Below are 22,916 nucleotides of genomic sequence, written 5' to 3'. Positions count from 1 at the left end.
CGTCCCTCGGTCTTTTTCGTTCCGCCGCTTTACCAGCGGTAGTGCGCGAAGGCCTTGTTCGACTCGGCCATCTTGTGCGTGTCCTCACGCTTCTTGACGGCCGCGCCGAGACCGTTGCTGGCGTCGACCAGCTCGTTCATCAGACGCTCGGTCATGGTCTTCTCACGACGCTTGCGCGCGAAGGAGACCAGCCAGCGCAGGGCCAGCGTGGTGGACCGGGAGGCGCGGACCTCGACCGGCACCTGGTAGGTCGCGCCACCGACACGGCGGCTGCGGACCTCCAGCGCGGGCTTGACGTTGTCCAGTCCTCGCTTGAGAACGACGAGCGGGTCCTGGCCGGTCTTCTCACGGGCGCCCTCCAGGGCGTCGTAAACGACGCTCTGGGCGATGGAGCGCTTGCCGTCGAGCAGCACCTTGTTGATCAGTGCGGTGACGAGCGGCGAGCCGTAGACCGGGTCGGTGATGAGCTGGCGCTTCGGCGCCGGGCCCTTGCGCGGCATACTTACTTCTCCTTCTTGGCGCCGTAGCGGCTACGCGCCTGCTTGCGGTTGCGGACACCCTGGGTGTCGAGCGAACCGCGGACAATTCGGTAGCGGACACCCGGCAGGTCCTTCACACGGCCACCGCGCACGAGCACGATGCTGTGCTCCTGGAGGTTGTGGCCGATGCCGGGGATGTAGGCCGTGACCTCGATACCGCTGCTCAGCCTCACTCGAGCGACCTTGCGCAGAGCGGAGTTCGGCTTCTTCGGCGTAGTGGTGTAGACACGCGTGCACACACCACGACGCTGCGGACTCCCCTTCAGCGCCGGGGTCTTGTTCTTTGCGACCTTGTCCTGTCGGCCCTTACGGACCAGCTGCTGGATGGTGGGCACCGCGTCTCCGTCTTCCTCGTGACCTACGCCGGTTCTCGTAGCCGATATCGCTATTGACCTGCTGAATTTCCCGAACATCCCCGGCCCCCGATGTCGGGCGTGTCGCGTTCGTTCCCACGCATGGCGAAAAGGCGTTCACACCCGGCACGAGGCCGATCTTGGGAGGGGGCTCACATGCGCCGCGCACCGTAGGCCCGCATCTGCTGGGACCGGGGCGCCGCACACGCACGTGTGACCCGTCGACTCACGGGCACAATCACACAGGCTACCGTTTGCCGTCATGGCGGTCAAAACGGTGTGCGACACGGCGAGAACCGCGGAACCGGTCTCGCACAGCCGTGGGTCACCGCTAGTCTACGCGGTCCCGGGATTGCTTCGTACCCGGTTCTCCCGGGAAACAGCCGAAGGCGAACCGGCCGCCTTCCTGGTGACTCATTATCGCCGGAAGGCGGCCGTTCGCGCTACAGGATCAGCCAGATGGCGACGGAGATCACCGTCACCAGGATGCCGAGCACGGCGAAGACCGTGCCCACCGTGATCAGACCGAGTCCGTCCAGCTGTCCGCGGGACTCGCGGATCTCCTTCTTCGCCTTGGGCCCGGTGACCAGAAGCGCCACGAGGGCGGTGGCCAGTCCCACCCCCGGGAGCAGCGAGGCCACACCCAGCCACAGGGTGATGACCGCTCCCCGCTCGGTATCGGCCAGGAAGTCGATGTTGTCGTAGCCGGGGTACGGGTCGCCGGCGTCGCCGCCCAGGGGACGGTCGTCGAAACCGGGGAAGTCCCCGGCGATGGGGTCCCTGCGCCGCCTCCGGCCGGCCGGAGCCTCGGACATGCCGTAGTCCGCCGGGGTGAAGCCGTCGTCGTACTCCGACTCCTGCGTCCCGGCGTCGTACCCGGGCTCCTCGGGACCGTCGTCGTATTCGGGTCCCTCGGGAGCCGGGGCGTACCCGGGTTCGTCCGGACCGGCGTCGTATCCGAGTTCGTCCCGAACCGGGGCGTACCCGAGCTCGTCCGAACCACCCTCGTACCCACGACCACCCTGAGCCGGGGCGTACCCGAGCTCGTCCGGACCGGTGTCGTACCCGGGTTCCTCGGGAGCCGGGGCGTATCCGTACCCGTCCGGACCACCGTCGTACCCGAGCTCGTCCCGAACCGGGGCGTACCCGAGCTCGTCCGAACCACCCTCGTACCCACGACCGTCCCGAGCCGGGGCATACCCGTACCCGTCCGGACCACCCTCGTGTCCGAGTTCGTCCCGAACCGGGGCGTACCCGGGTTCGCCCGGACCGGCGTCGTATCCGAGTTCGTCCCGAACCGGGGCGTACCCGAGCTCGTCCGAACCACCCTCGTACCCACGACCGTCCCGAGCCGGGGCATACCCGTACCCGTCCGGACCACCGCCGTACCCGAGCTCGTCCCGAACCGGGGCGTACCCGAGCTCGTCCGAACCACCCTCGTATCCGGCTTCCCCCTCGTCCCGGGCACGGCCGTATCCAGGGTCCCGGAGGTCGTCCCAGTCGCCCTCCCGGACGTCGAACATCCCGGTCGCCTCACCGGGCTCCTCGTCCGTCTCCCCGCTCCTGGACCGTGCACGCGTCTGCATGTCGGCGATCGCGGCCAGGGGGTCGTCCGACGCGGGCACCGCCGCGGAGAGCTCTCCGGTGTCGGGGCCCTCCCAGCCGGAGGCCCCGGGCCGTTCGGCAGCGGACTCACGGCGCCGCTGCTCGGCCTCCCGGACCACGTCCGGCATCCGGGGATCGTCACGGCCGAACACCCAGGTGTTGCCGGACCCCTGGCCCGGAGCCGGGGACGAGAGCTCGTCCCCGTGCCCGGCGGTCCACGGTTCGTTGGCGCCCGACCCGGCCCAGCCGTCCTCGCCCTCCCGGGGAGGCGTCCACGCGTCCAGGTCGTCGGTGCCCGTGGTGGCCGCGGCGGTCTCGTCGGTCCCCCACGAGCTCGCGCCCAGTTCGTCGGCGTCCCATGAGCGCCCTCGCGCCCCGCCTCCGCCAAGCGGATCGTCGGCGTCCCAGGAGCGCTCTCGCGCCTCGCCGCCCCCGAGGGGGTCGTCGGCGTCCCACGAGCGCTCGCCGGGCGCGCTCGTACCCGTGGGAGACCAGGCGCCGGAGCCCTCGTTCCATGAGGGAGAGCCCTGCTCCCAGGTGTTGTCCCAGGACCGGCCGCCGGCCGTCTCGGTACCGGAGGGATCGGAGGTCCCGTACGCGGAGGACGGTGCGTCCCAGGCGGTGTCGCGACCGCCCGCCCCGGGTTCGCCGGCGCCACCGGCGGGGGCGTCGGCGTCCCGGGCCGGGAAGCCGAGCTCGTCGCCGTCCCACGGCCGTCCGCCGGCGGTGTCCCACCGGGTGGAGCCGTCCACGTCACCGGAGCCGGGTCCGTGCCCCGGGTCGGAGGGAGTGTCCCAGGCTCCGGGGCCGTCGTCCCACGGCTGCCCGCCGAACTCCTCGGGGCCGGGCGTTTCCGGGGCCGGGGAGGGCCAGGAGCCGGGGCCGTCGTCCCACGGCTGCCCGCCGGCGGCCCCGTCGCCGGGAGCCGCGGCGGGGACGTCACCGTCCCAGGCGCGTGTGCCCCCGTCCCACGGCTGGTCGGCGGGAGGAGCAGCGGATTCGGGGGCGCCCCAGGCGGGGACCTCGGAGTCCGCGCCGTGTTCGTCGGGGTCCGCCGGAGCGGCCTCGGCTCCTCCGGAGGAGTCCCAGGCGCCCAGGACGGGAATCTCCTGGGTCCGCGGACCGTCGTCGGACCAGGAGTCCTCCCGGCCGTCCTCGGCGGGCTCCTCGGGAAGGGGAACACGTGCGCTGGCCGCCACACTCGGCAGGCTCGGCTCCTCCGACTCCCCGGGGATCCTGGTCAGCGGCTGGTAGGCCGAGGCCCCCGCCCCCGGGTAGGAGATGCCGTTGGAGGGCGGAGGACCGCCCAGCGCCTCCGGGTACGGCTCCACCAGTGCCGGCCGGGACGAGCTCAGCCCCGTGTACCCACCGCTGTCGGGAAAGACCGTCTCCTCGGCCTCCTCGCCCTCCAGCGGATCCTCGTACTCCGACTGTTTGAGATAGCGGTTCTCGCTCGGCTTGAACCACGAGTCCCCCGAACCGGAGTCCCGCCGCTCTCCCCCGTTATCAGTCACCTGTGCCTCTTCCGCCAGCGCAGTAGCGCAATCTCCCGTCCGCGTCAGCGGACCCTCCACGCGACGACGGCGGCGGTACCACCCCCTGAGGGGGTGGCGCCCCGCCGCCGTCGGCTAGCAAACCACTCTGTTACCTGTTGTACGGCCCGAAGTCGTACTCCTCCAGCGGGACTGCCTCACCCGAGCCCTGACCGAAGGTGTACTCGCTCGGCTCCTCGTACCCGGAGACCGAGTACATCGAGGCCTTCGCCTCCTCGGTGGGCTCCACCCGGACGTTGCGGTACTGCGGAATGCCGGTACCGGCCGGGATGAGCTTACCGATGATGACGTTCTCCTTGAGGCCGAGCAGAGGATCGCTCTTGCCGTGGATCGCGTTCTCGGTGAGCACCCGGGTGGTCTCCTGGAAGGAGGCCGCGGACAGCCAGGACTCCGTGGCCAGCGAGGCCTTGGTGATACCCAGCAGCACCGGGCGTCCGGCCGCGGGCTGGCCGCCCTCGGACACGACGCGGCGGTTGATCCGCTCGAACTTCACCCGCTCGACCATCTCACCGGGCAGCAGCTCGGTGTCGCCGGACTCCAGGATGTTCACCCGCTTGAGCATCTGGCGGACGATGATCTCGATGTGCTTGTCGTGGATGGACACACCCTGCGACTTGTACACCTCCTGGACCTCCGACACCAGGTGCTGCTGCACCGCGCGCGGGCCCTGGATGCGCAGGACCTCGTGCGGGTTGATCGCACCCTGGATCAGCTGCTGACCGACCTTGACGTGGTCGCCGTCGGTGACCAGCAACTGGGCACGCATCGGGACCGGGTAGGCGATCTCGTCCGTGCCGTCGTCGGGGATGACGACGATCTTGCGGCTCTTCTCGGTGTCGTCGATCCGGACCCGGCCCTCCATCTCGGAGATCGGGGCCACACCCTTGGGGACGCGGGCCTCGAAGAGCTCCTGGACACGGGGCAGACCGTGCGTGATGTCCTGACCCGCGGAACCACCCATGTGGAAGGTACGCATGGTCAGCTGGGTACCGGGCTCACCGATGGACTGGGCCGCGATGATGCCGATCGCCTCACCGACGTCCACCGGCTTGCCGGTCGCCATGGAGCGGCCGTAGCAGGTGGTGCAGACGCCGATCTTCGCCTCACAGGTCAGCGACGAGCGGATGCGGACGCGGGTGAGTCCGGCCCGGACCAGCTTGTCGATGTTCGGCTCGGAGGTGTCGCTCAGCGCGGGCAGGACGACGTTGCCGTCGGCGTCCAGCGCGTCCTCGGAGAGGGTGCGGCCGAAACCGGTGTTCTCCACGTTGTGCTTGCGCACCACGACGCCGGCCGCGTTCTTCTCGCCGATCTCGTGCCAGATGGAGCGGTCGGTCTCGCAGTCGATCTCGCGGACGATGACGTCCTGCGCGACGTCCACCAGACGACGGGTCAGGTAACCCGAGTCGGCGGTACGCAGGGCGGTGTCCGCCAGACCCTTGCGCTGGCCGTGCGTGGAGATGAAGTACTCCAGCACGGACAGGCCCTCACGGTAGGAGGACTTGATCGGACGCGGGATCGTCTCACCCTTGGTGTTGGAGACCAGGCCGCGGATACCCGCGATCTGGCGCACCTGCATCGGGTTACCGCGGGCGCCCGACTGGACCATCATCCACACCGGGTTGTCGGCGGGGAAGTTGTCCTCCATGTTCTGGGCGACCTCGGTGGTGGCCTGGGTCCACACCTCGGTGAGCTCCTGGCGGCGCTCGTCGTCGGTGATCAGACCACGGTCGTACTCACGCTGGATCTTGTCGGCCTTGCGCTCGTACCCCTCCAGGATCTCGCCCTTGCGCGGAGGCGCGACGACGTCCTCGATGCCGATGGTCAGGCCGGACCGGGTGGCCCAGCGGTAGCCGGCGTCCTTGAGGGCGTCCAGGGTCGTGGCGACCTGGACCTTCGGGTAGGCCTCGGCGAGCTCGTTGACCAGCGCCGACACCTGCTTCTTGCCCACCTGGAAGTTGACGTACGGGTAGTCGACCGGGGTGGTCTCGTTGAACAGGTACCGGCCCAGGGTGGTCTCCAGCAGGTAGTCGTCACCCTGCTGCCAGCCCTCCGGCGGCGTCCAGTCCTTCGGCGCCGGGGCGCCGTCGGCGATCCTCAGGTGGATCCTCGCCTGCAGGTGGAGGTCACCCAGGTCGTAGGCCATGAGCGCCTCGGCCGGGGAGCGGAACGAACGGCCCTCGCCCTTGGCGCCCGCCTTCTCCGTCGTCAGGTAGTACAGGCCGATGATCATGTCCTGGGTGGGCATGGTCACGGGCTTGCCGTCGGACGGCTTGAGGATGTTGTTGGTGGCCAGCATCAGCAGCCGCGCCTCGGCCTGGGCCTCGGCGGACAGCGGCAGGTGCACGGCCATCTGGTCACCGTCGAAGTCGGCGTTGAACGCCGTGCACACGAGCGGGTGGATCTGGATGGCCTTGCCCTCGACGAGCTGCGGCTCGAAGGCCTGGATGCCCAGGCGGTGCAGCGTCGGAGCACGGTTCAGCATCACCGGGTGCTCGGTGATGACCTCTTCGAGGACGTCCCACACCACGGGGCGGGACCGCTCCACCATGCGCTTGGCGCTCTTGATGTTCTGCGCGTGGTTCAGGTCGACCAGGCGCTTCATCACGAACGGCTTGAACAGCTCCAGCGCCATCTGCTTGGGCAGACCGCACTGGTGCAGCTTCAGCTGCGGGCCGACGACGATGACCGAACGGCCGGAGTAGTCGACGCGCTTGCCGAGCAGGTTCTGGCGGAAGCGGCCCTGCTTGCCCTTGAGCATGTCGGACAGCGACTTGAGCGGACGGTTACCGGGACCGGTGACCGGGCGGCCGCGGCGGCCGTTGTCGAACAGCGCGTCGACGGCCTCCTGCAGCATCCGCTTCTCGTTGTTGACGATGATCTCGGGCGCACCGAGGTCGAGCAGCCGCTTGAGGCGGTTGTTGCGGTTGATGACACGGCGGTACAGGTCGTTGAGGTCGGAGGTCGCGAAGCGGCCACCGTCCAGCTGCACCATCGGACGCAGGTCCGGCGGAATGACCGGGATGCAGTCCAGCACCATGCCCATGGGGCTGTTGGTGGTGTTGAGGAACGCCGAGACGACCTTGAGCCGCTTCAGGGCGCGGGCCTTCTTCTGGCCCTTGCCGGTGCGGATGGTCTCGCGGAGCTTCTCGGCCTCGGCGTCCAGCTCGAAGTTGGCGAGCCGGTCCTGGATGGCCTGGGCGCCCATGCCGCCGCGGAAGTACTTCCCGAAGCGGTCCCGCATCTCGCGGTAGAGCATCTCGTCGCCCTCGAGGTCCTGGACCTTGAGGTTCTTGAACCGGTTCCAGACCTCGTCGAGGCGGTCGATCTCCCGCTGGGCGCGGTCGCGGAGCTGGCGCATCTCGCGCTCGGCGCCCTCGCGCACCTTGCGGCGGGCGTCGCCCTTGGCGCCCTGCTCCTCAAGCTCGGCCAGGTCGGCCTCGAGCTTGCGGTGCCGGTCCTCGACGGTGGAGTCGCGGCGCTGCTCCAGGTGCTGCTTCTCCACCGAGATCCGCGCCTCCAGGGACTGGAGGTCGCGCTCACGGGCCTCGGTGTCCACCCACGTGACCATGTAGGCGGCGAAGTAGATGATCTTCTCGAGATCCTTCGGCGCCAGGTCGAGCAGGTAGCCCAGGCGGGAGGGCACACCCTTGAAGTACCAGATGTGCGTGACGGGAGCGGCCAGCTCGATGTGGCCCATCCGCTCACGGCGCACCTTGGCACGGGTCACCTCGACGCCGCAGCGCTCACAGATGATGCCCTTGAAGCGGACGCGCTTGTACTTGCCGCAGTAGCACTCCCAGTCCCGGGTCGGGCCGAAGATCTTCTCGCAGAAGAGGCCGTCCTTCTCGGGCTTGAGGGTGCGGTAGTTGATGGTTTCGGGCTTCTTGACCTCGCCGTGCGACCACTGGCGGATGTCGTCGGCCGTGGCGAGACCGATGCGCAGCTCGTCGAAGAAGTTGACGTCGAGCACTTAATTCGTCCCCTGCTCTCGAAGAATGCGGAAGTTAGACCTCTTCGACACTGCTCGGCTCACGCCTACCCAGGTCGATTCCCAGTTCTTCCGCGGCGCGGAAGACGTCCTCGTCGCTGTCCCGCATCTCGATGGACATACCGTCACTGGACAGCACCTCCACGTTCAGACAGAGCGACTGCATCTCCTTGATGAGCACCTTGAAGGACTCAGGGATGCCCGGCTCGGGGATGTTCTCGCCCTTGACGATGGCCTCGTAGACCTTGACCCGGCCCACCACGTCGTCGGACTTGATGGTGAGCAGCTCCTGGAGGGCGTAGGCGGCGCCGTAGGCCTCCAGCGCCCACACCTCCATCTCACCGAAGCGCTGGCCGCCGAACTGCGCCTTACCGCCCAGCGGCTGCTGGGTGATCATGGAGTACGGGCCGGTGGAGCGCGCGTGGATCTTGTCGTCCACGAGGTGGTGGAGCTTGAGGATGTACTTGTAGCCGACGGAGATCGGCTCGCCGAACGGCTCGCCGGTGCGGCCGTCGAACAGGAGCGCCTTGCCGTCGGAGTTGATCAGGCGGTTGCCGTCCGCGTTGGGGCGCACCGACTGGATCAGGCCGCTGAGCTCGTCACCGCGCAGGCCGTCGAAGACCGGCGTCGCCACGCGGGAGTTCGGCGGCACCTCCGTCGCGCCGATGGCGTCGAGCGACTTCTGCCACTCCTCCTCGACCCCCTCGACCAACCAGCCGTTCTTGGCCAGCCAGCCCAGATGGACCTCCAGGACCTGGCCGACGTTCATACGGCCGGGGACGCCCAGCGGGTTGAGGATGATGTCGACCGGCGTGCCGTCCTCCAGGAAGGGCATGTCCTCCTGGGGCAGGATCTTGGAGATGACGCCCTTGTTGCCGTGGCGCCCGGCGAGCTTGTCGCCGTCCGTGATCTTGCGCTTCTGGGCCACGTAGACGCGGACCATCTCGTTGACGCCGGGGGCGAGCTCGTCGCCCTCCTCGCGGCTGAACACGCGGACGCCGATGACCTTGCCGGTCTCGCCGTGCGGCACCTTGAGCGAGGTGTCGCGGACCTCGCGCGCCTTCTCACCGAAGATCGCGCGCAGCAGGCGCTCCTCCGGGGTCAGCTCGGTCTCGCCCTTGGGCGTGACCTTGCCGACGAGGATGTCGCCGTCGACGACCTCGGCGCCGATGCGGATGATGCCCCGGTCGTCCAGGTCGGCGAGGACCTCCTCGCTGACGTTGGGGATCTCCCGGGTGATCTCCTCCGGACCCAGCTTGGTGTCGCGGGCGTCGACCTCGTGCTCCTCGATGTGGATCGAGGAGAGGACGTCGTCCTGCACCAGGCGCTGGGAGAGGATGATCGCGTCCTCGTAGTTGTGGCCCTCCCAGGACATGTACGCCACGAGCAGGTTCTTGCCCAGCGACATCTCACCCTGGTCGGTGGAGGGGCCGTCCGCGAGGACCCTGTTCTCCTCGACCCGCTGGCCCTCGGCCACGATCGGCCGCTGGTTGAAGCAGGTGCCCTGGTTGGAGCGCTGGAACTTGCCCATGCGGTACGTCTTGCGCGTGCCGTCGTCGGCCATGACGGTGACGTAGTCGGCGGTGACGTCCTCGACGACACCGGCCTTCTCGTTGAGGATGACCTCACCGGCGTCGGTGGCGGCGCGGTACTCCATGCCGGTACCGACGAACGGCGACTCGGCGCGCAGCAGCGGCACGGCCTGGCGCTGCATGTTGGAGCCCATGAGCGCGCGGTTGGCGTCGTCGTGCTCCAGGAACGGGATCATGGCGGTGGCGACCGACACCATCTGGCGCGGCGACACGTCCATGTAGTCGACCTCGTCGGTGCTGACCTGCTCGAACTCCCCGCCCTTGCGGCGGACGAGCACACCGGCGTCGGCGAAGGAGCCGTCGGGGTTCATCGGCGTGTTGGCCTGCGCGATGACGAAGCGGTCCTCCTCGTCCGCGGTCAGGTAGTCGACCTGGTCGGAGACCTTGCCGTCGATGACCCGGCGGTACGGGGTCTCCACGAAGCCGAAGGAGTTGACCCGGCCGTAGGCGGCGAGCGAGCCGATCAGGCCGATGTTGGGACCCTCGGGCGTCTCGATCGGACACATGCGGCCGTAGTGCGAGGGGTGCACGTCCCGGACCTCGAAGCCCGCGCGCTCACGGGACAGACCGCCCGGACCCAGCGCCGAGAGGCGGCGCTTGTGGGTCAGGCCCGCGAGCGGGTTGGTCTGGTCCATGAACTGGGACAGCTGCGAGGTGCCGAAGAACTCCTTGATGGAGGCCACGACGGGGCGGATGTTGATCAGGGTCTGCGGCGTGATCGCCTCGACGTCCTGGGTGGTCATCCGCTCACGGACGACGCGCTCCATACGGGCCAGGCCCAGGCGGACCTGGTTCTGGATGAGCTCGCCGACGGTACGCAGGCGGCGGTTGCCGAAGTGGTCGATGTCGTCGGTCTCGATCGGGTTGAGACCGACGACGGTCTCCTTCTCGACCTCGCCCGCGTGCAGGCGGACCATGTAGTCGATCGTGGCGACGATGTCCTCTTCGGTCAGCGTGCCCTGCGTGTAGTCGGTGTCGAGGCCGAGCTTCTTGTTGATCTTGTAGCGGCCGACCTTGGCCAGGTCGTAGCGCTTGGGGTTGAAGTAGAGGTTCTCCAGCAGCGCCTGGGCCGACTCCTTCGTGGGCGGCTCTCCCGGGCGCAGCTTGCGGTAGATGTCCAGCAGCGCGTCGTCGGTACCCGCGGTGGGGTCCTTCTCCAGCGTGTTGCGGATGGACTCGTACTGGCCGAAGCGCTCCAGGATCTGGTCCGTGGTCCAGCCCAGCGCCTTGAGCAGGACGGTGACGCCCTGCTTGCGCTTGCGGTCGATACGGACGCCGACGAAGTCGCGCTTGTCGACCTCGAACTCCAGCCAGGCACCGCGGGACGGGATGACCTTGCAGCCGAAGAGGTCCTTGTCCGAGGTCTTGTCGATGGACTTGTCGAAGTACACGCCCGGCGAGCGAACCAGCTGGGACACGACGACGCGCTCGGTGCCGTTGATGATGAAGGTGCCCTTGACGGTCATGAGCGGGAAGTCGCCCATGAACACCGTCTGGCTCTTGATCTCACCGGTGTCGTTGTTGATGAACTCCGCCGTGACGAACATCGGGGCGGAGTAGGTCATGTCCTTGTCCTTGCACTCCTCTTCGGAGTACTTGGGCGGCTCGAACCGATGGTCGCGGAACGACAGGGACATCGTGCCCGAGAAGTCCTCGATAGGACTGATCTCCTCGAAGATCTCTTCGAGACCGGACTGCTCCGGAACGTCCTTGCGGCCAGCGTTTCGGGCCGTCTCAACCCGGGTCTTCCACTTCTCGTTGCCCAGCAGCCAGTCGAACGACTCGGTCTGAAGGGCGAGGAGGTTCGGGACCTCCAGTGGTTCCTGGATACGGGCGAAGGAAACGCGGTGCGGACCAAGGGCGTTAGCGGAGGCGTTGCGCGAGGCTGCCAACAGGGGTCCTTCCGAAGGCTTGTGGCGGTTGAAGCGCGCACGCCAGACGATCCGTCGCGAGAAGGACCGCCGCAACACGGTTGAGACGGTCACATCGTGCGGGAGCGGGCCACCGTATGTTCCGGAAATGGAGTGGGCGGCAGCCGTTCACCGGCACAGGGATCACCAAAGGGCAGCGCAAAAGAGCAGTGTAGCCGAACACCACACCGCTGTCCACTCACGGTCCACAGCGCCACTCACGACACCGGCAGGATCGCCCGTCGAGGGCGATCCGTCAACCCCAACCAGGTGGTTCTCACCTCGAACCCGACTCACCGGACTGATCCGGCGGTCGTCCCGGTGGACTGGTGCGCCTGCCCTGGCCCGGGGGTGGAAGCCAACGGACATCCGAAGGATTCCCCCGCCGTGGGCGGGTAAACACTTCCTCAGCGCCCCACCAGGTTTCCCGGGACGGGAGATTACCGCGTCCTGGGGACAGTTCGCACACGCGCCCCTCGCCCGGGCTCCCGGGCCCGCCCAGCTTCGCACACGCGGCGGAGGGAGCGGTGGCGGACACGGCGCGCGGCGCCCGGTCGGCGCCCACGGCCCCTCCGCAGGTCACCGGGACGGCGGGCCGCCCCGGGCGGGAGGGAGGCGCGGGCGGACCGGGCGGCGCCCCGCGCAGGGCCCGTGAAGGACCCCGGAAGAACAAAAAGGCGGCCGCCCCTCCCCGGAGGGAGGGACGGCCGCGCCACGCAGACCAGCGGGCTTCTGCGGCCCGCGGAGGACTACTTGAGGGTGACGGTGGCGCCGGCGCCCTCGAGGGCGGCCTTGGCCTTGTCAGCGGCCTCCTTGTTGACGCCCTCGAGCAGAGCCTTCGGGGCGTTGTCGACCAGGTCCTTGGCCTCCTTGAGACCCAGGCTCGTGAGGCCGCGGACCTCCTTGATGACCTGGATCTTCTTGTCGCCGGCGGCCTCGAGGACGACGTCGAACTCGGTCTGCTCCTCCTCGGCCTCGGCCGGGGCGGCGGCCGGAGCGGCGGCCACGGCGGCCGGGGCGGCGGCGGTGACGTCGAACTTCTCCTCGAAGAGCTTGACGAACTCGGAGAGCTCGAGGAGGGTCATCTCCTCGAACGCGGCCATCAGGTCGTCGTTGCTGAGCTTCGCCATGGTGCGATCTCTCTTTCTCTACAGACACGTGCGCCTGTCGGCTTCACGTGCGGGCCAGTGGCCGGGCACCCTCGGTACCCGCCGGGTTCGGAAATGTTCAGGCGGCTTCTTCGGAGCGCTTGTCCGCCAGGGCCTGTGCGAGACGCACGGTCTTGGAGGGCAGCGCCTGGAAGACGGCGGCGGCCTGGCCCTGCTTGGCCTTGAGCACACCGGCCAGCTTCGCGAGGATGACCTCGCGGGACTCCAGATCGGCCAGCTTGGTGACGTCCTCGGCGCTCATCGACCTGCCGTCGATGACGCCGCCCTTGATCACCAGGGACGAGTTCGCCTTCGCGAAGTCACGCAGACCCTTGGCGGCCTCGACCACGTCGCCGTGGACGAAGGCGATGGCGGACGGCCCCTCGAGCAGGTCCTTGACCTGGTCGTCGAGTCCGGCCTCCGTGGCCGCGATCTTGGTCAGCGTGTTCTTGACGATACGAAAACGCGCGCTCTGACCGAGGCTGCGACGCAGTTCGCTGATCTGCGCAACACTGAGCCCCCGGTATTGGGTCAGCACGGCGCCGTTCGATCCGCGGAGCTCCTCCGCGATCTCGGCGACCGCGGCTGCCTTGTCCGGCCTCGCCATGGGACTCCTTCCAACAGTGAACGCTGGCTGACTCCCAAGGACCCGTGCGATCGGCGTCAGCACGAGAAAAGGCCCCGGGCGCCAGGCGCACGGGGCACGACCGCGTTCTGCTGGGCACGCGGGGCGCGCCCGGAACGGGAAGCTCTTGTGACACCTGCGCGGGCGCCCATCGCGGATGGGTCCTTGGGCCACCCGTTTCGGGTGGCGACCAGCGGTCTTCGGCAATAACCCATGCTACTGCACACATGGAGGTGCTCGTCCATCCTCACCCGACCGGACGGGTGAGCGCGCTCACCCCCGCGAGGGCACGGAACCGTACCGAAAGACCCTACGTCGCAGTAACGACCCCCGCGGACCGGACCCGAACGTCCGTTCCCCGTGGCAGCATGATCCGAACCGGGTCCGTCCGCCCCAGGACGGGCCCTTCCCCCGCACAAGAGAAGAAGGCGAAACCCCCGTGAAGACCCGTATGCCGGCCCTGATGACCGCCGGCACCCTGGCACTGGCCCTCACCGCCTGCGGCGGAGGCGCCCCAGAGGAGGAGCCCGCGGACGCGGCGGCGGAAACGCCCGAGGAGAGCGGTGGCGGTAGCATCCTCGACCTGGTCGCCGGCCTCGGCGAGAACACCCAGAAGGTCGACAACTACACCCTCGACATCGCGATGACCATGCCGGACCCCGACATGGGCGAGATCGACATGGACATGACCTACGAGGTCATGGACGACCCGCAGGCGTCCCAGGTCACCGTGGTCATGCCGTTCCTGGGCGAGAGCCTCCTGGAGCTCGCCCGGTTGGGCGGCGCCGACCCCGGCCTGACCGCGGAGGAGCTCGGTACGTCCATCCTCATCATTCCGGCCGAGGGCGAGGCCCTGATGTCCAACCACAACGGCCTCCAGGAGGTCGACACCGCGTGGGTGCGCGGCGTGGAGGACACCGGCCAGATCGCTCCCGAGGAGATGTTCGACATCGGCGCCCTCCCCGACATCGCCGGGGCGTTCGCCGAGATCGAGCAGATCGAGGAGGTGGGCACCGAGGAGGTCAGCGGTGTCCGAACCACCCTGGTCGAGGGCACGATGACCAGCGAGGACGTCGACGCCCTGAGCCCGGAGCAGCAGAAGGCCGTCAGCGATCTCATGGGCGGTGTCGAGAGCAGCGTCGACGCGTCCCTCTGGATCGCCGACGACGGCTTCCCGATGCGCCTTGACTTCACCGACGAGGAGGCCGACGTCTCGATGGTCTTCTCCAAGCTGGGTGAGACCTCCTTCGAGATCCCGGGTGAGGACGAGATCACCGACAAGTAGGCGGTCCCCCGGCGCACGGTCGGCGGTTACCGGGCGCGGCGCCTCCGGGAGGCTCCCGGAGGCGCCGCGCCGCGGTGGGGCCTCCCCGCGCCACGGCACGGGGAGGCCCGGAACACGAAGAGCGGCCCCCGCCGTCCTCTCCCGGACGGCGGGGGCCGCTCTCGTCTGCGAGGGCCCTGAGAGGCTAGGCCTCGAGCGGGATGCTCGGGCCCATGGACGTGGAGACCACGGCCTTCTTGATGTAGCGGCCCTTGGCGGCGGACGGCTTGATGCGGTTCACCTCGTCGATCGCGGCCCGGTAGTTCTCCACGAGCTGCTGCTCGGCGAAGGAGGCCTTGCCGATGATGAAGTGCAGGTTCCCGTGGCGGTCCACGCGGAACTCGATCTTGCCGCCCTTGATGTCGGCCACGGCCTTGGCCACGTCGGGGGTGACGGTGCCGGTCTTGGGGTTGGGCATCAGGCCGCGCGGACCGAGGACGCGGCCCAGACGACCGACCTTGCCCATGAGGTCCGGGGTGGCGACGACGGCGTCGAAGTCGGTGAAGCCCTTCGAGACCTTCTCGATCATCTCGTCGTCGCCGATGATGTCGGCGCCAGCGGCGACGGCCTGCTCGGCACGCTCACCGGTCGCGAAGACCAGGACCCGAGCGGTCTTACCGGTGCCGTGCGGCAGGTTCACGGTGCCGCGGACCATCTGGTCGGCCTTGCGCGGGTCGACGCCCAGGCGCAGGGCGACCTCGACGGTCGCGTCGAACTTCGTGGTGGAGGTCTCCTGGGCGAGCTTCACGGCCTCGGCGGGGCTGTAGAGCTTGTCCCGGTCCACCAGCTGGCTGGCTTTGCGGTGGTTCTTGCTGCGCTTCACGCGGTTCTCCTAGGGAACTTGTGGTCACTGGGCCAGCGCCTGGCCCTGCCACTGCGGTTCTTGGGGGTCGAGCGTCCCCGGTCGCTCCGGTCCCGGTCGGACCGGTGCCACCGCGGGGCTACTTGACCTCGATGCCCATCGAGCGGGCGGTACCGGCGACGATCTTGGCGGCGGCCTCGATGTCCTCGGTGTTGAGGTCGGGCAGCTTGGTCTGCGCGATCTCGCGGACCTGCTCGGCGGTGATGGAGCCGGCCGTGGTGCGACCCGGGTCGGCGGCGGCCTTGTCCATCCCGGCGGCCTTCAGGATCAGCTTGGGCGCCGGAGGCGTCTTGGTGACGAAGCTGAAGGAGCGGTCCTCGTAGATGGAGATCTCCACGGGGATGACGCTGCCGCGCTGGGCCTCCGTAGCAGCGTTGTACTGCTTGCAGAAGTCCATGATGTTGACGCCGTGCGGACCGAGGGCGGTACCGACGGGCGGCGCCGGAGTGGCCTGACCAGCGGGAAGCTGCACCTTGACGAGTGCGGCCAGTTTCTTCTTCGGAGGCATATCGGGTCCTTTGCCTGATCTGCGTTGTGTGCTGGCCCCTGGCCTCCCTGACGGCGCCGCGCGATCGCGAGGGACCGGGGCACCGCTGCCGAGGAGAGGCACGACCCCGCGCGCCGTGGCGCGGGGCGGCGGCCCGCCGGGGCCGGGCGGACCGGGATACGGTCCGCCGGGGCGGGACACGCGAGTGAGTCCGCCGCGGGGGCGGACTCACCAAGTCTATGCGGCCCGGTCGGGTACCCTGACATGCGCTCCGCGCCGGCAGGGACGCGCGACCGGGCGTCGGACGGGGTCAGATCTTGGCGACCTGGTTGAACGAGAGCTCGACCGGGGTCTCGCGGCCGAAGATCGACACCAGCACCTTGAGCTTCTGGGTGTCGGCGTTGATCTCGCTGACCGTCGCGGGCAGGGTCGCGAACGGGCCCTCCATGACCGTGACGGACTCACCGACCTCGTAGGCCACGTCGGCGCGGACCTCGCCGCCGCCCCTGGCCTGCTGCGCCTGCTCCGGCTCCTCCTCCGGCTCGGGCGCGAGGAGCTTGGCCACCTCGGTCAGGCTCAGCGGGGCGGGCTTGTTGGACAGGCCCACGAAGCCGGTGACGCCCGGGGTGTTGCGGATGGCCGACCAGGACTCGTCGGTCAGGTCCATGCGGACGAGGACGTAGCCGGGCAGGACCTTCTCGGTGACCTGCTGGCGCTTGCCGCTCTTGACCTCGGTGACCTCGTGCTCGGGCACCTCGACCTGGAAGATGTAGTCCTCCATGTTGAGGGACTGGGTGCGGCTCTCGACGTTGGCCTTGACCCGCTTCTCGTAACCCGCGTAGGTGTGCACGACGTACCAGTCGCCGGGCAGCAGGACCAGCTCGTTCTTGAACTCCTCGACGGGGTCCAGACGGGGGGCCTCCTCGGCCTCCGCGCCCTCCTCGCCGGTGCTCTCCTCGGCCTCGCCGGCCTCGTCGGTCTCTTCGGCCTCGTCAGCGTCACCGGTCAGCTCAGGGCTGTCGGTGTCGGCCTCGCCGGCCGCGTCCTCCGGCAGCTCACCCGCCAGGCCGGTCTCTTCCGCCGACGACTGATCCGGCTCCTCTTGGGGGAAGTCGTCAGAGGTCAGTGGGGACTCGGACACGGCTGCTCTTTCTCTCGTCGGATTCGCTCTGCGGGCCGACGCATGCGAGACAGCGCCAAGCGTCGGACCCGGTCATGCCAGCTTACGGTCTCTTCGGGTGGACCGGGACCAACGCACGGACGAGAACTGCCCCGCCCACGATCATCAGCGAGGGGGAGCGGCCGTGAGGGGGCGTCAGGATCCCTGCGGAGCCGCCTGAGGAGTACCGAACGTGCCGTACAGCCAGGTGACGGCCTCGGCGAAGCCCCAGTCGAGAAGGGAGACGTAGCCCAGGACGATCAGCACGAAGACGAGGACCACGATGGTGTAGGTCACCAGCTCGCGGCGCGTGGGCCAGCGAACCTTGCGCAGCTCGCCGACGACCTGCTTGGTGAACGTCACCGGACCGGTACGACGCTTGGGCTCCCTGTCGGGCTTGGCGTCGGCGTCAGTCTGAGTCACCTGGGGTCCTTAGGGTCGCGGGCTGCTGGATTTCCCCGTGTTGTTCGTTACCCGCGCGGCGCGACGACCGTGAAGCCGCCGCACCGCACGAGCGGATGTGCAGGGCAGGAGGGACTCGAACCCCCAACCGCCGGTTTTGGAGACCGGTGCTCTGCCAATTGAGCCACTGCCCTTAGCGGAAACTGCGATCCCACCATAGCCGGTCCCGGCGTGCTACGCACACCGTGTGTCCGAAGACACCCGAACCGCGACCGGCCGCGCGAGAGAGTCTATGCGCTCACCGGCCCCCCGGCCAAACCGTTTGTCCTTCCGAGTGGGGAAACGGGGGCTTCGTCCCCCAGCCCCCCGCCTTCCCGCCACGGAGCGGGAGCCGCATGACAACATGGGACCATGACTGATCGACCCCGTATCTCCGCACGTGTCAGCGCCATCTCCGAGTCCGCCACCCTCGCCGTGGACGCCAAGGCCAAGGCCATGAAGGCGGAGGGACGCCCCGTCATCGGCTTCGGTGCGGGAGAGCCCGACTTCCCGACCCCCGACTACATCGTCGAGGCCGCGGCCCAGGCCACCCGTGAGCCCCGGTTCCACCGCTACACCCCGGCGGGCGGCCTCCCCGAGCTGAAGCAGGCCATCGTCGAGAAGACGCGGCGCGACTCCGGCTACGAGGTGGAGCCCTCCCAGGTCCTGGTGACCAACGGCGGCAAGCAGGCCATCTACGAGGCCTTCGCCGCCATGCTGGACCCGGGCGACGAGGTCATCGTCATCGCCCCGTACTGGACCACCTACCCCGAGTCCATCAAGCTCGCGGGCGGCGTCCCGGTCTACGTGGTCACCGACGAGAGCACCGGCTACCTGGCCGACGTGGAGCAGTTGGAGACGGCGCGCAGCGAGCGCACCAAGGTCCTGGTGTTCGTCTCCCCGTCCAACCCGACCGGCGCCGTGTACCCGCGCGAGCAGGTCCGGGAGATCGGCCGGTGGGCGAACGAGCACGGCCTGTGGGTGCTGACCGACGAGATCTACGAGCACCTGGTGTACGGGGACACGGAGTTCTCCTCCCTGCCCGTGGAGGTACCCGAGATCGCCGACCGCACCGTCGTCGTCAACGGCGTGGCCAAGACCTACGCCATGACCGGCTGGCGCGTGGGGTGGATCGTCGGCCCCAAGGACCTCGTCAAGGCCGCGAGCAACCTCCAGTCGCACGCCACCTCCAACGTCGCCAACGTCTCGCAGGCCGCCGCCCTGGCCGCGCTCTCCGGCGACCTGGAGGCGGTGGCGGCGATGCGTGAGGCCTTCGACCGCCGCCGCAGGACGATCGTGCGCATGCTCAACGAGATCGACGGCGTGGTCTGCCCCGAGCCGCAGGGCGCCTTCTACGCCTACCCGTCCGTCAAGGGCGTGCTGGGCAAGGAGATCCGCGGCAGGACGCCGCAGAGCTCCACCGAGCTGGCCGAGCTCATCCTGGAGGAGGCCGAGGTCGCCGTGGTGCCCGGCGAGGCCTTCGGCACCCCCGGGTACCTGCGCCTGTCCTACGCGCTCAGCGACGAGGACCTCGCCGAGGGTGTGAGCCGCATCCAGAAGCTGCTGGCCGAGGCCAGGTAGCACGCTCCCGAACGCGCCCCGGTACCACGACCGCGCCGGGGCGCGTTCGCGCGTCCGGGGCCGGGTCCGGGCGAACGGAGTCCGCCGTCCCGGCACCACTGGTGCTCTCCATACGGCAGGCTTGGTTCATGGAGACACCGACCAGCGCCCGCCGGTTGGACCGGCTGCCCAAGGCCCACCTGCACCTGCACTTCACCGGATCGATGCGCCACTCCACCCTGGTGGAGATGGCCCGGGAGAACGGGATCCACCTCCCCCAGGCCCTGGTCACGGAGTGGCCCCCCAAGCTCCACGCCACCGACGAACGCGGCTGGTTCCGCTTCCAGCGCCTCTACGACGTCGCCCGGTCGGTGCTGCGCAGACCGGAGGACATGTACCGGCTGCTGCGCGAGGCGGCCGAGGACGAGCGCGCCGCGGGATCCGGGTGGCTGGAGATCCAGGTCGACCCGAGCGGCTACGCGTCGCTCTTCGGCGGGCTCACCTCCACCCTGGAGCTGGTCCTGGACGCCGCCCGCTCCGCCGAGCGCGAGACGGGCGTGGCCATCGGCCTGATGGTGGCCGCCAACCGCACCAGGCACCCGCTGGACGCCAAGGTCCTGGCCCGGCTGGCCCGCCAGTACGCGGGCAGGGGCGTGGTGTCGTTCGGGCTGAACAACGACGAGCGGCGGGGCCGTGCCCTGGAGTTCGAGGGCGCGTTCCGGATCGCGCGCCGGGCCGGGCTGCTGTCCGCGCCGCACGGCGGAGAGCTCCAGGGGCCGCGCAGCGTACGCGAGTGCCTGGACGAGCTGCGGGCCGACCGGGTGGGACACGGGGTGCGCGCCGTGGAGGACCCCCGCCTGGTGGAGCGGATCGCCGCCCAGGGGGTGACCCTGGAGATCTGCCCGACCTCCAACGTGGGCCTGGGGGTCTTCGCCGAACTGGAGCACCTGCCGCTGCGCAGGCTCTTCGACGCCGGGGTGCCGATCGCGCTGGGGACCGATGACCCGCTGCTGTTCGGCCCGCGCCTGGTGGAGCAGTACCGGATCGCCCGCGAGGTGTTCGGGTTCTCCGACCCGGAGCTGGCCGAGCTGGCGCGGATGTCCATCCGCGGTTCGGGCGCGCCGGAGTCGCTGCGCAAGGAGCTGCTGTCCGGGGTGGACACGTGGCTGGCCGAAGAACCCCGCGGATAGCCTCCTCGGCACCGGGGCGTGTCTCACGCCCGGCCGTCCGTGCGTTCGGGCGCGGACGTCATCGGGCCGAGGATGCGGAGTCCCCCCGGGCCGTCACCGCCCGCCGCCGGATGGTGGGCCTCGCGGGCGAAGGCGGCGCGGAGCCCGGCCGCCGTGCGGACGAGTGCCGCGACCTCCTGGGAGCGGCTGCCCGGCGGCCACGCGACCACCGTGGTGACCTCCGGAGCGTCGACGACGGGCACCGCCACGTGATCGGGCCACTGCCAGGCACGGCTGGAGGCGGGGATGACGAGCAGCGCCCTGCCGAGCGCCACGAGCTGGGCGAGCTGCGACTGGGTGCGCACCTCCGGTCCGGGCCCGTCCGGGTAGGACCCGTCGAGCCGGGGCCATCGAGCGATCGGCAGGTCCGGAACGTCGCGGACGTCCGCCATCGTGAGCCGACTGCGCGAGGCGAGCGGGTGGGCCGCGGGAAGGAGCGCGACCTGGCCTTCGGCGAGGATGTCCTCGGTGTCGAACCCGGCGAGGTCGTCGAACGGGCGGTGCATGAGCGCCGCGTCGGCGTGGCCGTCGCGGAGCAGCCGTGCCTGCTCGCCGACCTCGCACAGGAGGACCTCGACCGGCGCCGCACCGGGTTCGCCCGCAAGCGCGTCGAGGAGCCGCCGCAGGAGCTCGTGGGAGGCTCCGGCCTTCGTCACGAGCACCAGCGGCCGTTTCGGGTCCCCGGCACGCCGCGTCCGGCGCGCGGCGGCCGCGACCGCGTCGAGGGCCGCTCGGGCCTCGCGGAGCAGGACCCCGCCGGCGTCGGTGAGCGCCACGCCGCGGCGGTCCCGGTCGAGGAGCCGGACGCCGAGCCGCCGCTCCAGCCGGCGGATCGCGCGCGAGAGCGGCGGTTGTGCGATCCCGAGCCGGTCGGCGGCGCGGCCGAAGTGCAGTTCCTCGGCGACGGCGACGAAGTAGCGCAGCTCACGGGTCTCGAGGTCGTCCACGGACGCAGCCTACTGTCCGATACCCGGCGGGTATCACAGCGTGCCGTACCGGTCTTGGACGGCGAGCGCGCGGCCCGCCCAGTATGGGTCGGGTGAACGACACTAAGACCGCGCTGGTCACCGGCGCGAACAAGGGAATCGGTTTCGCCGTCGCACAGGGCCTCGGGGCGGTGGGCTTCACCGTCGCGGTGGGCGCGCGCGACGACACCAGGCGCGAAGAGGCCGTCGGGCGTCTGCGGGCCGCGGGCGTCGACGCGTTCGGGGTCGCCCTCGACGTCACCTCCGACGACAGCGCCGCCGCGGCGGCGGCGACCGTCGAGCGGACGGCGGGGCGGCTCGACGTGCTCGTCAACAACGCGGGCGTCTCCGGCCGGACCGACGGTGGCGCGCAGGATCCGACGACGCTCGACATCGACGTCGTCCGCACCGTCCTCGACACGAACGTGTTCGGGGTCGTTCGGGTGACGAACGCGATGCTCCCGCTGCTCTACCGCGCGGACTCGCCGCGCGTCGTCAACATGTCGAGCAGCATGGGCTCGCTGACGCTGCGGACCGGCCCGGTCATGGCCGCGTACGCACCGTCGAAGTCGATGCTCAACAGCCTCACGGCGCAGTACGCCCGCCGACTCGCCGATACGCGTGTCATCGTGAACGCCGCCTGCCCCGGCTACGTGGCGACCGACTTCACCGGCTTCGACGCGCCGCGAACGCCCGAGCAGGGCGCCGCGATCGCGATCCGGCTCGCCACCCTGCCGGATGACGGACCGCGCGGCGGCTTCTTCGACGACGCGGGCGTCGTCCCCTGGTGATCCGGACGGACGGGAGGAGCGGGGCGGCACCCGCTCGGCGACACGTCCTAGGCGAGGAGCGTCCAGGCGCCCTGGCCGAGCATGGCCGCGCCCGCGACGAAGAACAGGACGGCGGCGCCGACCTGGATGGTGCGCTCGGGCAGCTTCTTGCCCAGGACCGCGCCCAGGGCGATGGCGATGGCGTCGGCCGCGACCATGCCGACGGTGGAGCCGATCCACACGGGCAGCCAGTGGTACTGGGTGCCGACGGTGATGGTGGCGAGCATCGTCTTGTCGCCGAGCTCGGCGACGAAGAAGACGAGGAGGACGGTCACGAACCCGGAGCGGATGCGCCGGGAGGCGGCGCGCTCCTCGTCCTTGTCGGTCATCTCGTCGCCGCGCAGGGTCCACAGGCCGAAGAACACGAACGCGGCGCCGGCGGCCAGGGTGAGCCATTCGGTGGGCAGCGCGGCGCCCAGGACCCCGGCCAGCAGGACGCTTCCGGCGTGCACGGCGGCGGTGGCGACGGTGATGCCGAGGATGACCGTGAGGGCCCGGTAACGGGTCGCCAGGGACATCGCCACGAGTTGGGTCTTGTCTCCCATTTCGGCGATGAAGATGGCGAGGGCACTGAATGTCAGGCCCGTGATAAACCCTGTCACGCTTTCCCTTCCGTCCTGGGCGCACTGGGCGGAAGGCGGCGGCGGACGCCACTTCAACCCGGTCTTGTCCGGGTCAAAGGTCTCGTCCGCCCCTGGACGGGTCCTGGGTCCTGACAGGGCTCGTACGACCGGGCCGCGAGGGCC

At 69.7% G+C, this 22,916-nt stretch carries 17 protein-coding genes and 1 tRNA gene; 4 read left to right on the top strand and 14 right to left on the bottom strand.

Going from position 1 to position 22,916, the window contains the following annotated elements; all coding sequences use genetic code 11:
- Positions 1 to 29: 29 nt before the first annotated feature.
- The 7 genes from rpsG to rplJ all read right to left on the bottom strand — a co-directional run bounded on the left by rpsG (position 30) and on the right by rplJ (position 13,295).
- Positions 30 to 500 carry a 30S ribosomal protein S7 gene (gene rpsG / locus NOSIN_RS25495; RefSeq protein ID WP_077693160.1) on the bottom strand — a complete coding sequence of 157 codons (471 nt, stop codon included), beginning with the start codon at positions 498 to 500 and terminating at the stop codon, positions 30 to 32.
- A 2-nt stretch (positions 501 to 502) separates the two neighbouring features.
- Positions 503 to 874 carry a 30S ribosomal protein S12 gene (gene rpsL, locus NOSIN_RS25490; protein ID WP_040274940.1) on the bottom strand — a complete coding sequence of 124 codons (372 nt, stop codon included), beginning with the start codon at positions 872 to 874 and terminating at the stop codon, positions 503 to 505.
- Between the two features lie 461 nt (positions 875 to 1,335).
- Complete coding sequence (locus NOSIN_RS25485; RefSeq protein WP_077693159.1) at positions 1,336 to 4,011, bottom strand: hypothetical protein; 2,676 nt, start codon at positions 4,009 to 4,011, stop codon at positions 1,336 to 1,338.
- A gap of 130 nt (positions 4,012 to 4,141) precedes the next feature.
- Positions 4,142 to 8,020 carry a DNA-directed RNA polymerase subunit beta' gene (locus NOSIN_RS25480; RefSeq protein ID WP_077693158.1) on the bottom strand — a complete coding sequence of 1,293 codons (3,879 nt, stop codon included), beginning with the start codon at positions 8,018 to 8,020 and terminating at the stop codon, positions 4,142 to 4,144.
- A gap of 34 nt (positions 8,021 to 8,054) precedes the next feature.
- Positions 8,055 to 11,522: a DNA-directed RNA polymerase subunit beta gene (rpoB, locus tag NOSIN_RS25475; protein ID WP_077693157.1), complete on the bottom strand. Its 3,468-nt coding sequence runs from the start codon at positions 11,520 to 11,522 to the stop codon at positions 8,055 to 8,057.
- A 767-nt stretch (positions 11,523 to 12,289) separates the two neighbouring features.
- On the bottom strand, positions 12,290 to 12,670 hold the full coding sequence (gene rplL, locus NOSIN_RS25465) for a 50S ribosomal protein L7/L12 (RefSeq protein WP_077693155.1): 381 nt from the start codon (positions 12,668 to 12,670) through the stop codon (positions 12,290 to 12,292).
- Positions 12,671 to 12,767: 97 nt separating this feature from the next.
- The gene (gene rplJ, locus NOSIN_RS25460; RefSeq protein WP_077693154.1) at positions 12,768 to 13,295 is read right to left on the bottom strand and encodes a 50S ribosomal protein L10; all 528 of its coding nucleotides are present in this window, start codon (positions 13,293 to 13,295) and stop codon (positions 12,768 to 12,770) included.
- Positions 13,296 to 13,752: 457 nt separating this feature from the next.
- On the opposite strand from rplJ, the gene NOSIN_RS25455 reads away from it, so the two are divergent.
- Positions 13,753 to 14,598 carry a LolA-like protein gene (locus tag NOSIN_RS25455; protein WP_309232731.1) on the top strand — a complete coding sequence of 282 codons (846 nt, stop codon included), beginning with the start codon at positions 13,753 to 13,755 and terminating at the stop codon, positions 14,596 to 14,598.
- A gap of 184 nt (positions 14,599 to 14,782) precedes the next feature.
- Here the strand turns inward: NOSIN_RS25455 and rplA are convergent, their stop codons facing one another.
- From rplA to NOSIN_RS25430, 5 genes are all read right to left on the bottom strand, one after another.
- Entirely contained in the window at positions 14,783 to 15,460 is a 678-nt protein-coding gene (gene rplA / locus NOSIN_RS25450) for a 50S ribosomal protein L1 (RefSeq protein ID WP_077693152.1), read from the bottom strand.
- A gap of 118 nt (positions 15,461 to 15,578) precedes the next feature.
- Positions 15,579 to 16,007 (bottom strand): 50S ribosomal protein L11, encoded by a 429-nt coding sequence (gene rplK / locus NOSIN_RS25445; RefSeq protein ID WP_077693151.1) that lies wholly within the window; start codon positions 16,005 to 16,007, stop codon positions 15,579 to 15,581.
- A gap of 289 nt (positions 16,008 to 16,296) precedes the next feature.
- Positions 16,297 to 17,127, bottom strand: a complete 831-nt coding sequence (gene nusG / locus NOSIN_RS25440) for a transcription termination/antitermination protein NusG (RefSeq protein WP_077693150.1) — start codon at positions 17,125 to 17,127, stop codon at positions 16,297 to 16,299.
- A 174-nt stretch (positions 17,128 to 17,301) separates the two neighbouring features.
- Positions 17,302 to 17,568, bottom strand: coding sequence for a preprotein translocase subunit SecE (gene secE, locus NOSIN_RS25435; RefSeq protein WP_077693149.1), 267 nt, complete (start codon positions 17,566 to 17,568; stop codon positions 17,302 to 17,304).
- A gap of 100 nt (positions 17,569 to 17,668) precedes the next feature.
- Positions 17,669 to 17,741, bottom strand: a tRNA-Trp gene (locus NOSIN_RS25430).
- A gap of 217 nt (positions 17,742 to 17,958) precedes the next feature.
- Between NOSIN_RS25430 and NOSIN_RS25425 the strand changes: the two genes are divergently transcribed.
- The gene (locus NOSIN_RS25425; protein WP_077693148.1) at positions 17,959 to 19,167 is read left to right on the top strand and encodes a pyridoxal phosphate-dependent aminotransferase; all 1,209 of its coding nucleotides are present in this window, start codon (positions 17,959 to 17,961) and stop codon (positions 19,165 to 19,167) included.
- Between the two features lie 128 nt (positions 19,168 to 19,295).
- The gene (locus NOSIN_RS25420; RefSeq protein WP_077693147.1) at positions 19,296 to 20,336 is read left to right on the top strand and encodes an adenosine deaminase; all 1,041 of its coding nucleotides are present in this window, start codon (positions 19,296 to 19,298) and stop codon (positions 20,334 to 20,336) included.
- 23 nt (positions 20,337 to 20,359) lie between these two features.
- Here the strand turns inward: NOSIN_RS25420 and NOSIN_RS25415 are convergent, their stop codons facing one another.
- The gene (locus NOSIN_RS25415; RefSeq protein ID WP_077693146.1) at positions 20,360 to 21,322 is read right to left on the bottom strand and encodes a LysR family transcriptional regulator; all 963 of its coding nucleotides are present in this window, start codon (positions 21,320 to 21,322) and stop codon (positions 20,360 to 20,362) included.
- 83 nt (positions 21,323 to 21,405) lie between these two features.
- On the opposite strand from NOSIN_RS25415, the gene NOSIN_RS25410 reads away from it, so the two are divergent.
- Entirely contained in the window at positions 21,406 to 22,131 is a 726-nt protein-coding gene (locus tag NOSIN_RS25410; protein ID WP_077693145.1) for an SDR family oxidoreductase, read from the top strand.
- A 47-nt stretch (positions 22,132 to 22,178) separates the two neighbouring features.
- On the opposite strand, the gene NOSIN_RS25405 is transcribed toward NOSIN_RS25410, so the two are convergent.
- A complete protein-coding gene (locus NOSIN_RS25405; protein ID WP_077693144.1) occupies positions 22,179 to 22,772 on the bottom strand; it encodes a TMEM165/GDT1 family protein in 594 nt (197 codons plus the stop codon).
- Positions 22,773 to 22,916 lie beyond the last annotated feature (144 nt).

Origin of the sequence: Nocardiopsis sinuspersici, assembly GCF_001998325.1 — a bacterium.
Lineage (GTDB): Bacteria > Actinomycetota > Actinomycetes > Streptosporangiales > Streptosporangiaceae > Nocardiopsis > Nocardiopsis sinuspersici.
Note: the sequence above shows the minus strand (reverse complement) of the source record. Positions and strands in the feature narration are given on the sequence as shown.

What these genes read in the sequence shown, in the direction of transcription:
- rpsG (WP_077693160.1), bottom strand. Translation starts at nt 500, where the DNA reads ATGCCGCGCAAGGGCCCGGCGCCGAAGCGCCAGCTCATCACCGACCCG.
- rplL (WP_077693155.1), bottom strand. Translation starts at nt 12,670, where the DNA reads ATGGCGAAGCTCAGCAACGACGACCTGATGGCCGCGTTCGAGGAGATG.
- rplJ (WP_077693154.1), bottom strand. Translation starts at nt 13,295, where the DNA reads ATGGCGAGGCCGGACAAGGCAGCCGCGGTCGCCGAGATCGCGGAGGAG.
- rplK (WP_077693151.1), bottom strand. Translation starts at nt 16,007, where the DNA reads ATGCCTCCGAAGAAGAAACTGGCCGCACTCGTCAAGGTGCAGCTTCCC.
- NOSIN_RS25425 (WP_077693148.1), top strand. Translation starts at nt 17,959, where the DNA reads ATGACTGATCGACCCCGTATCTCCGCACGTGTCAGCGCCATCTCCGAG.
- NOSIN_RS25420 (WP_077693147.1), top strand. Translation starts at nt 19,296, where the DNA reads ATGGAGACACCGACCAGCGCCCGCCGGTTGGACCGGCTGCCCAAGGCC.
- NOSIN_RS25410 (WP_077693145.1), top strand. Translation starts at nt 21,406, where the DNA reads ATGGGTCGGGTGAACGACACTAAGACCGCGCTGGTCACCGGCGCGAAC.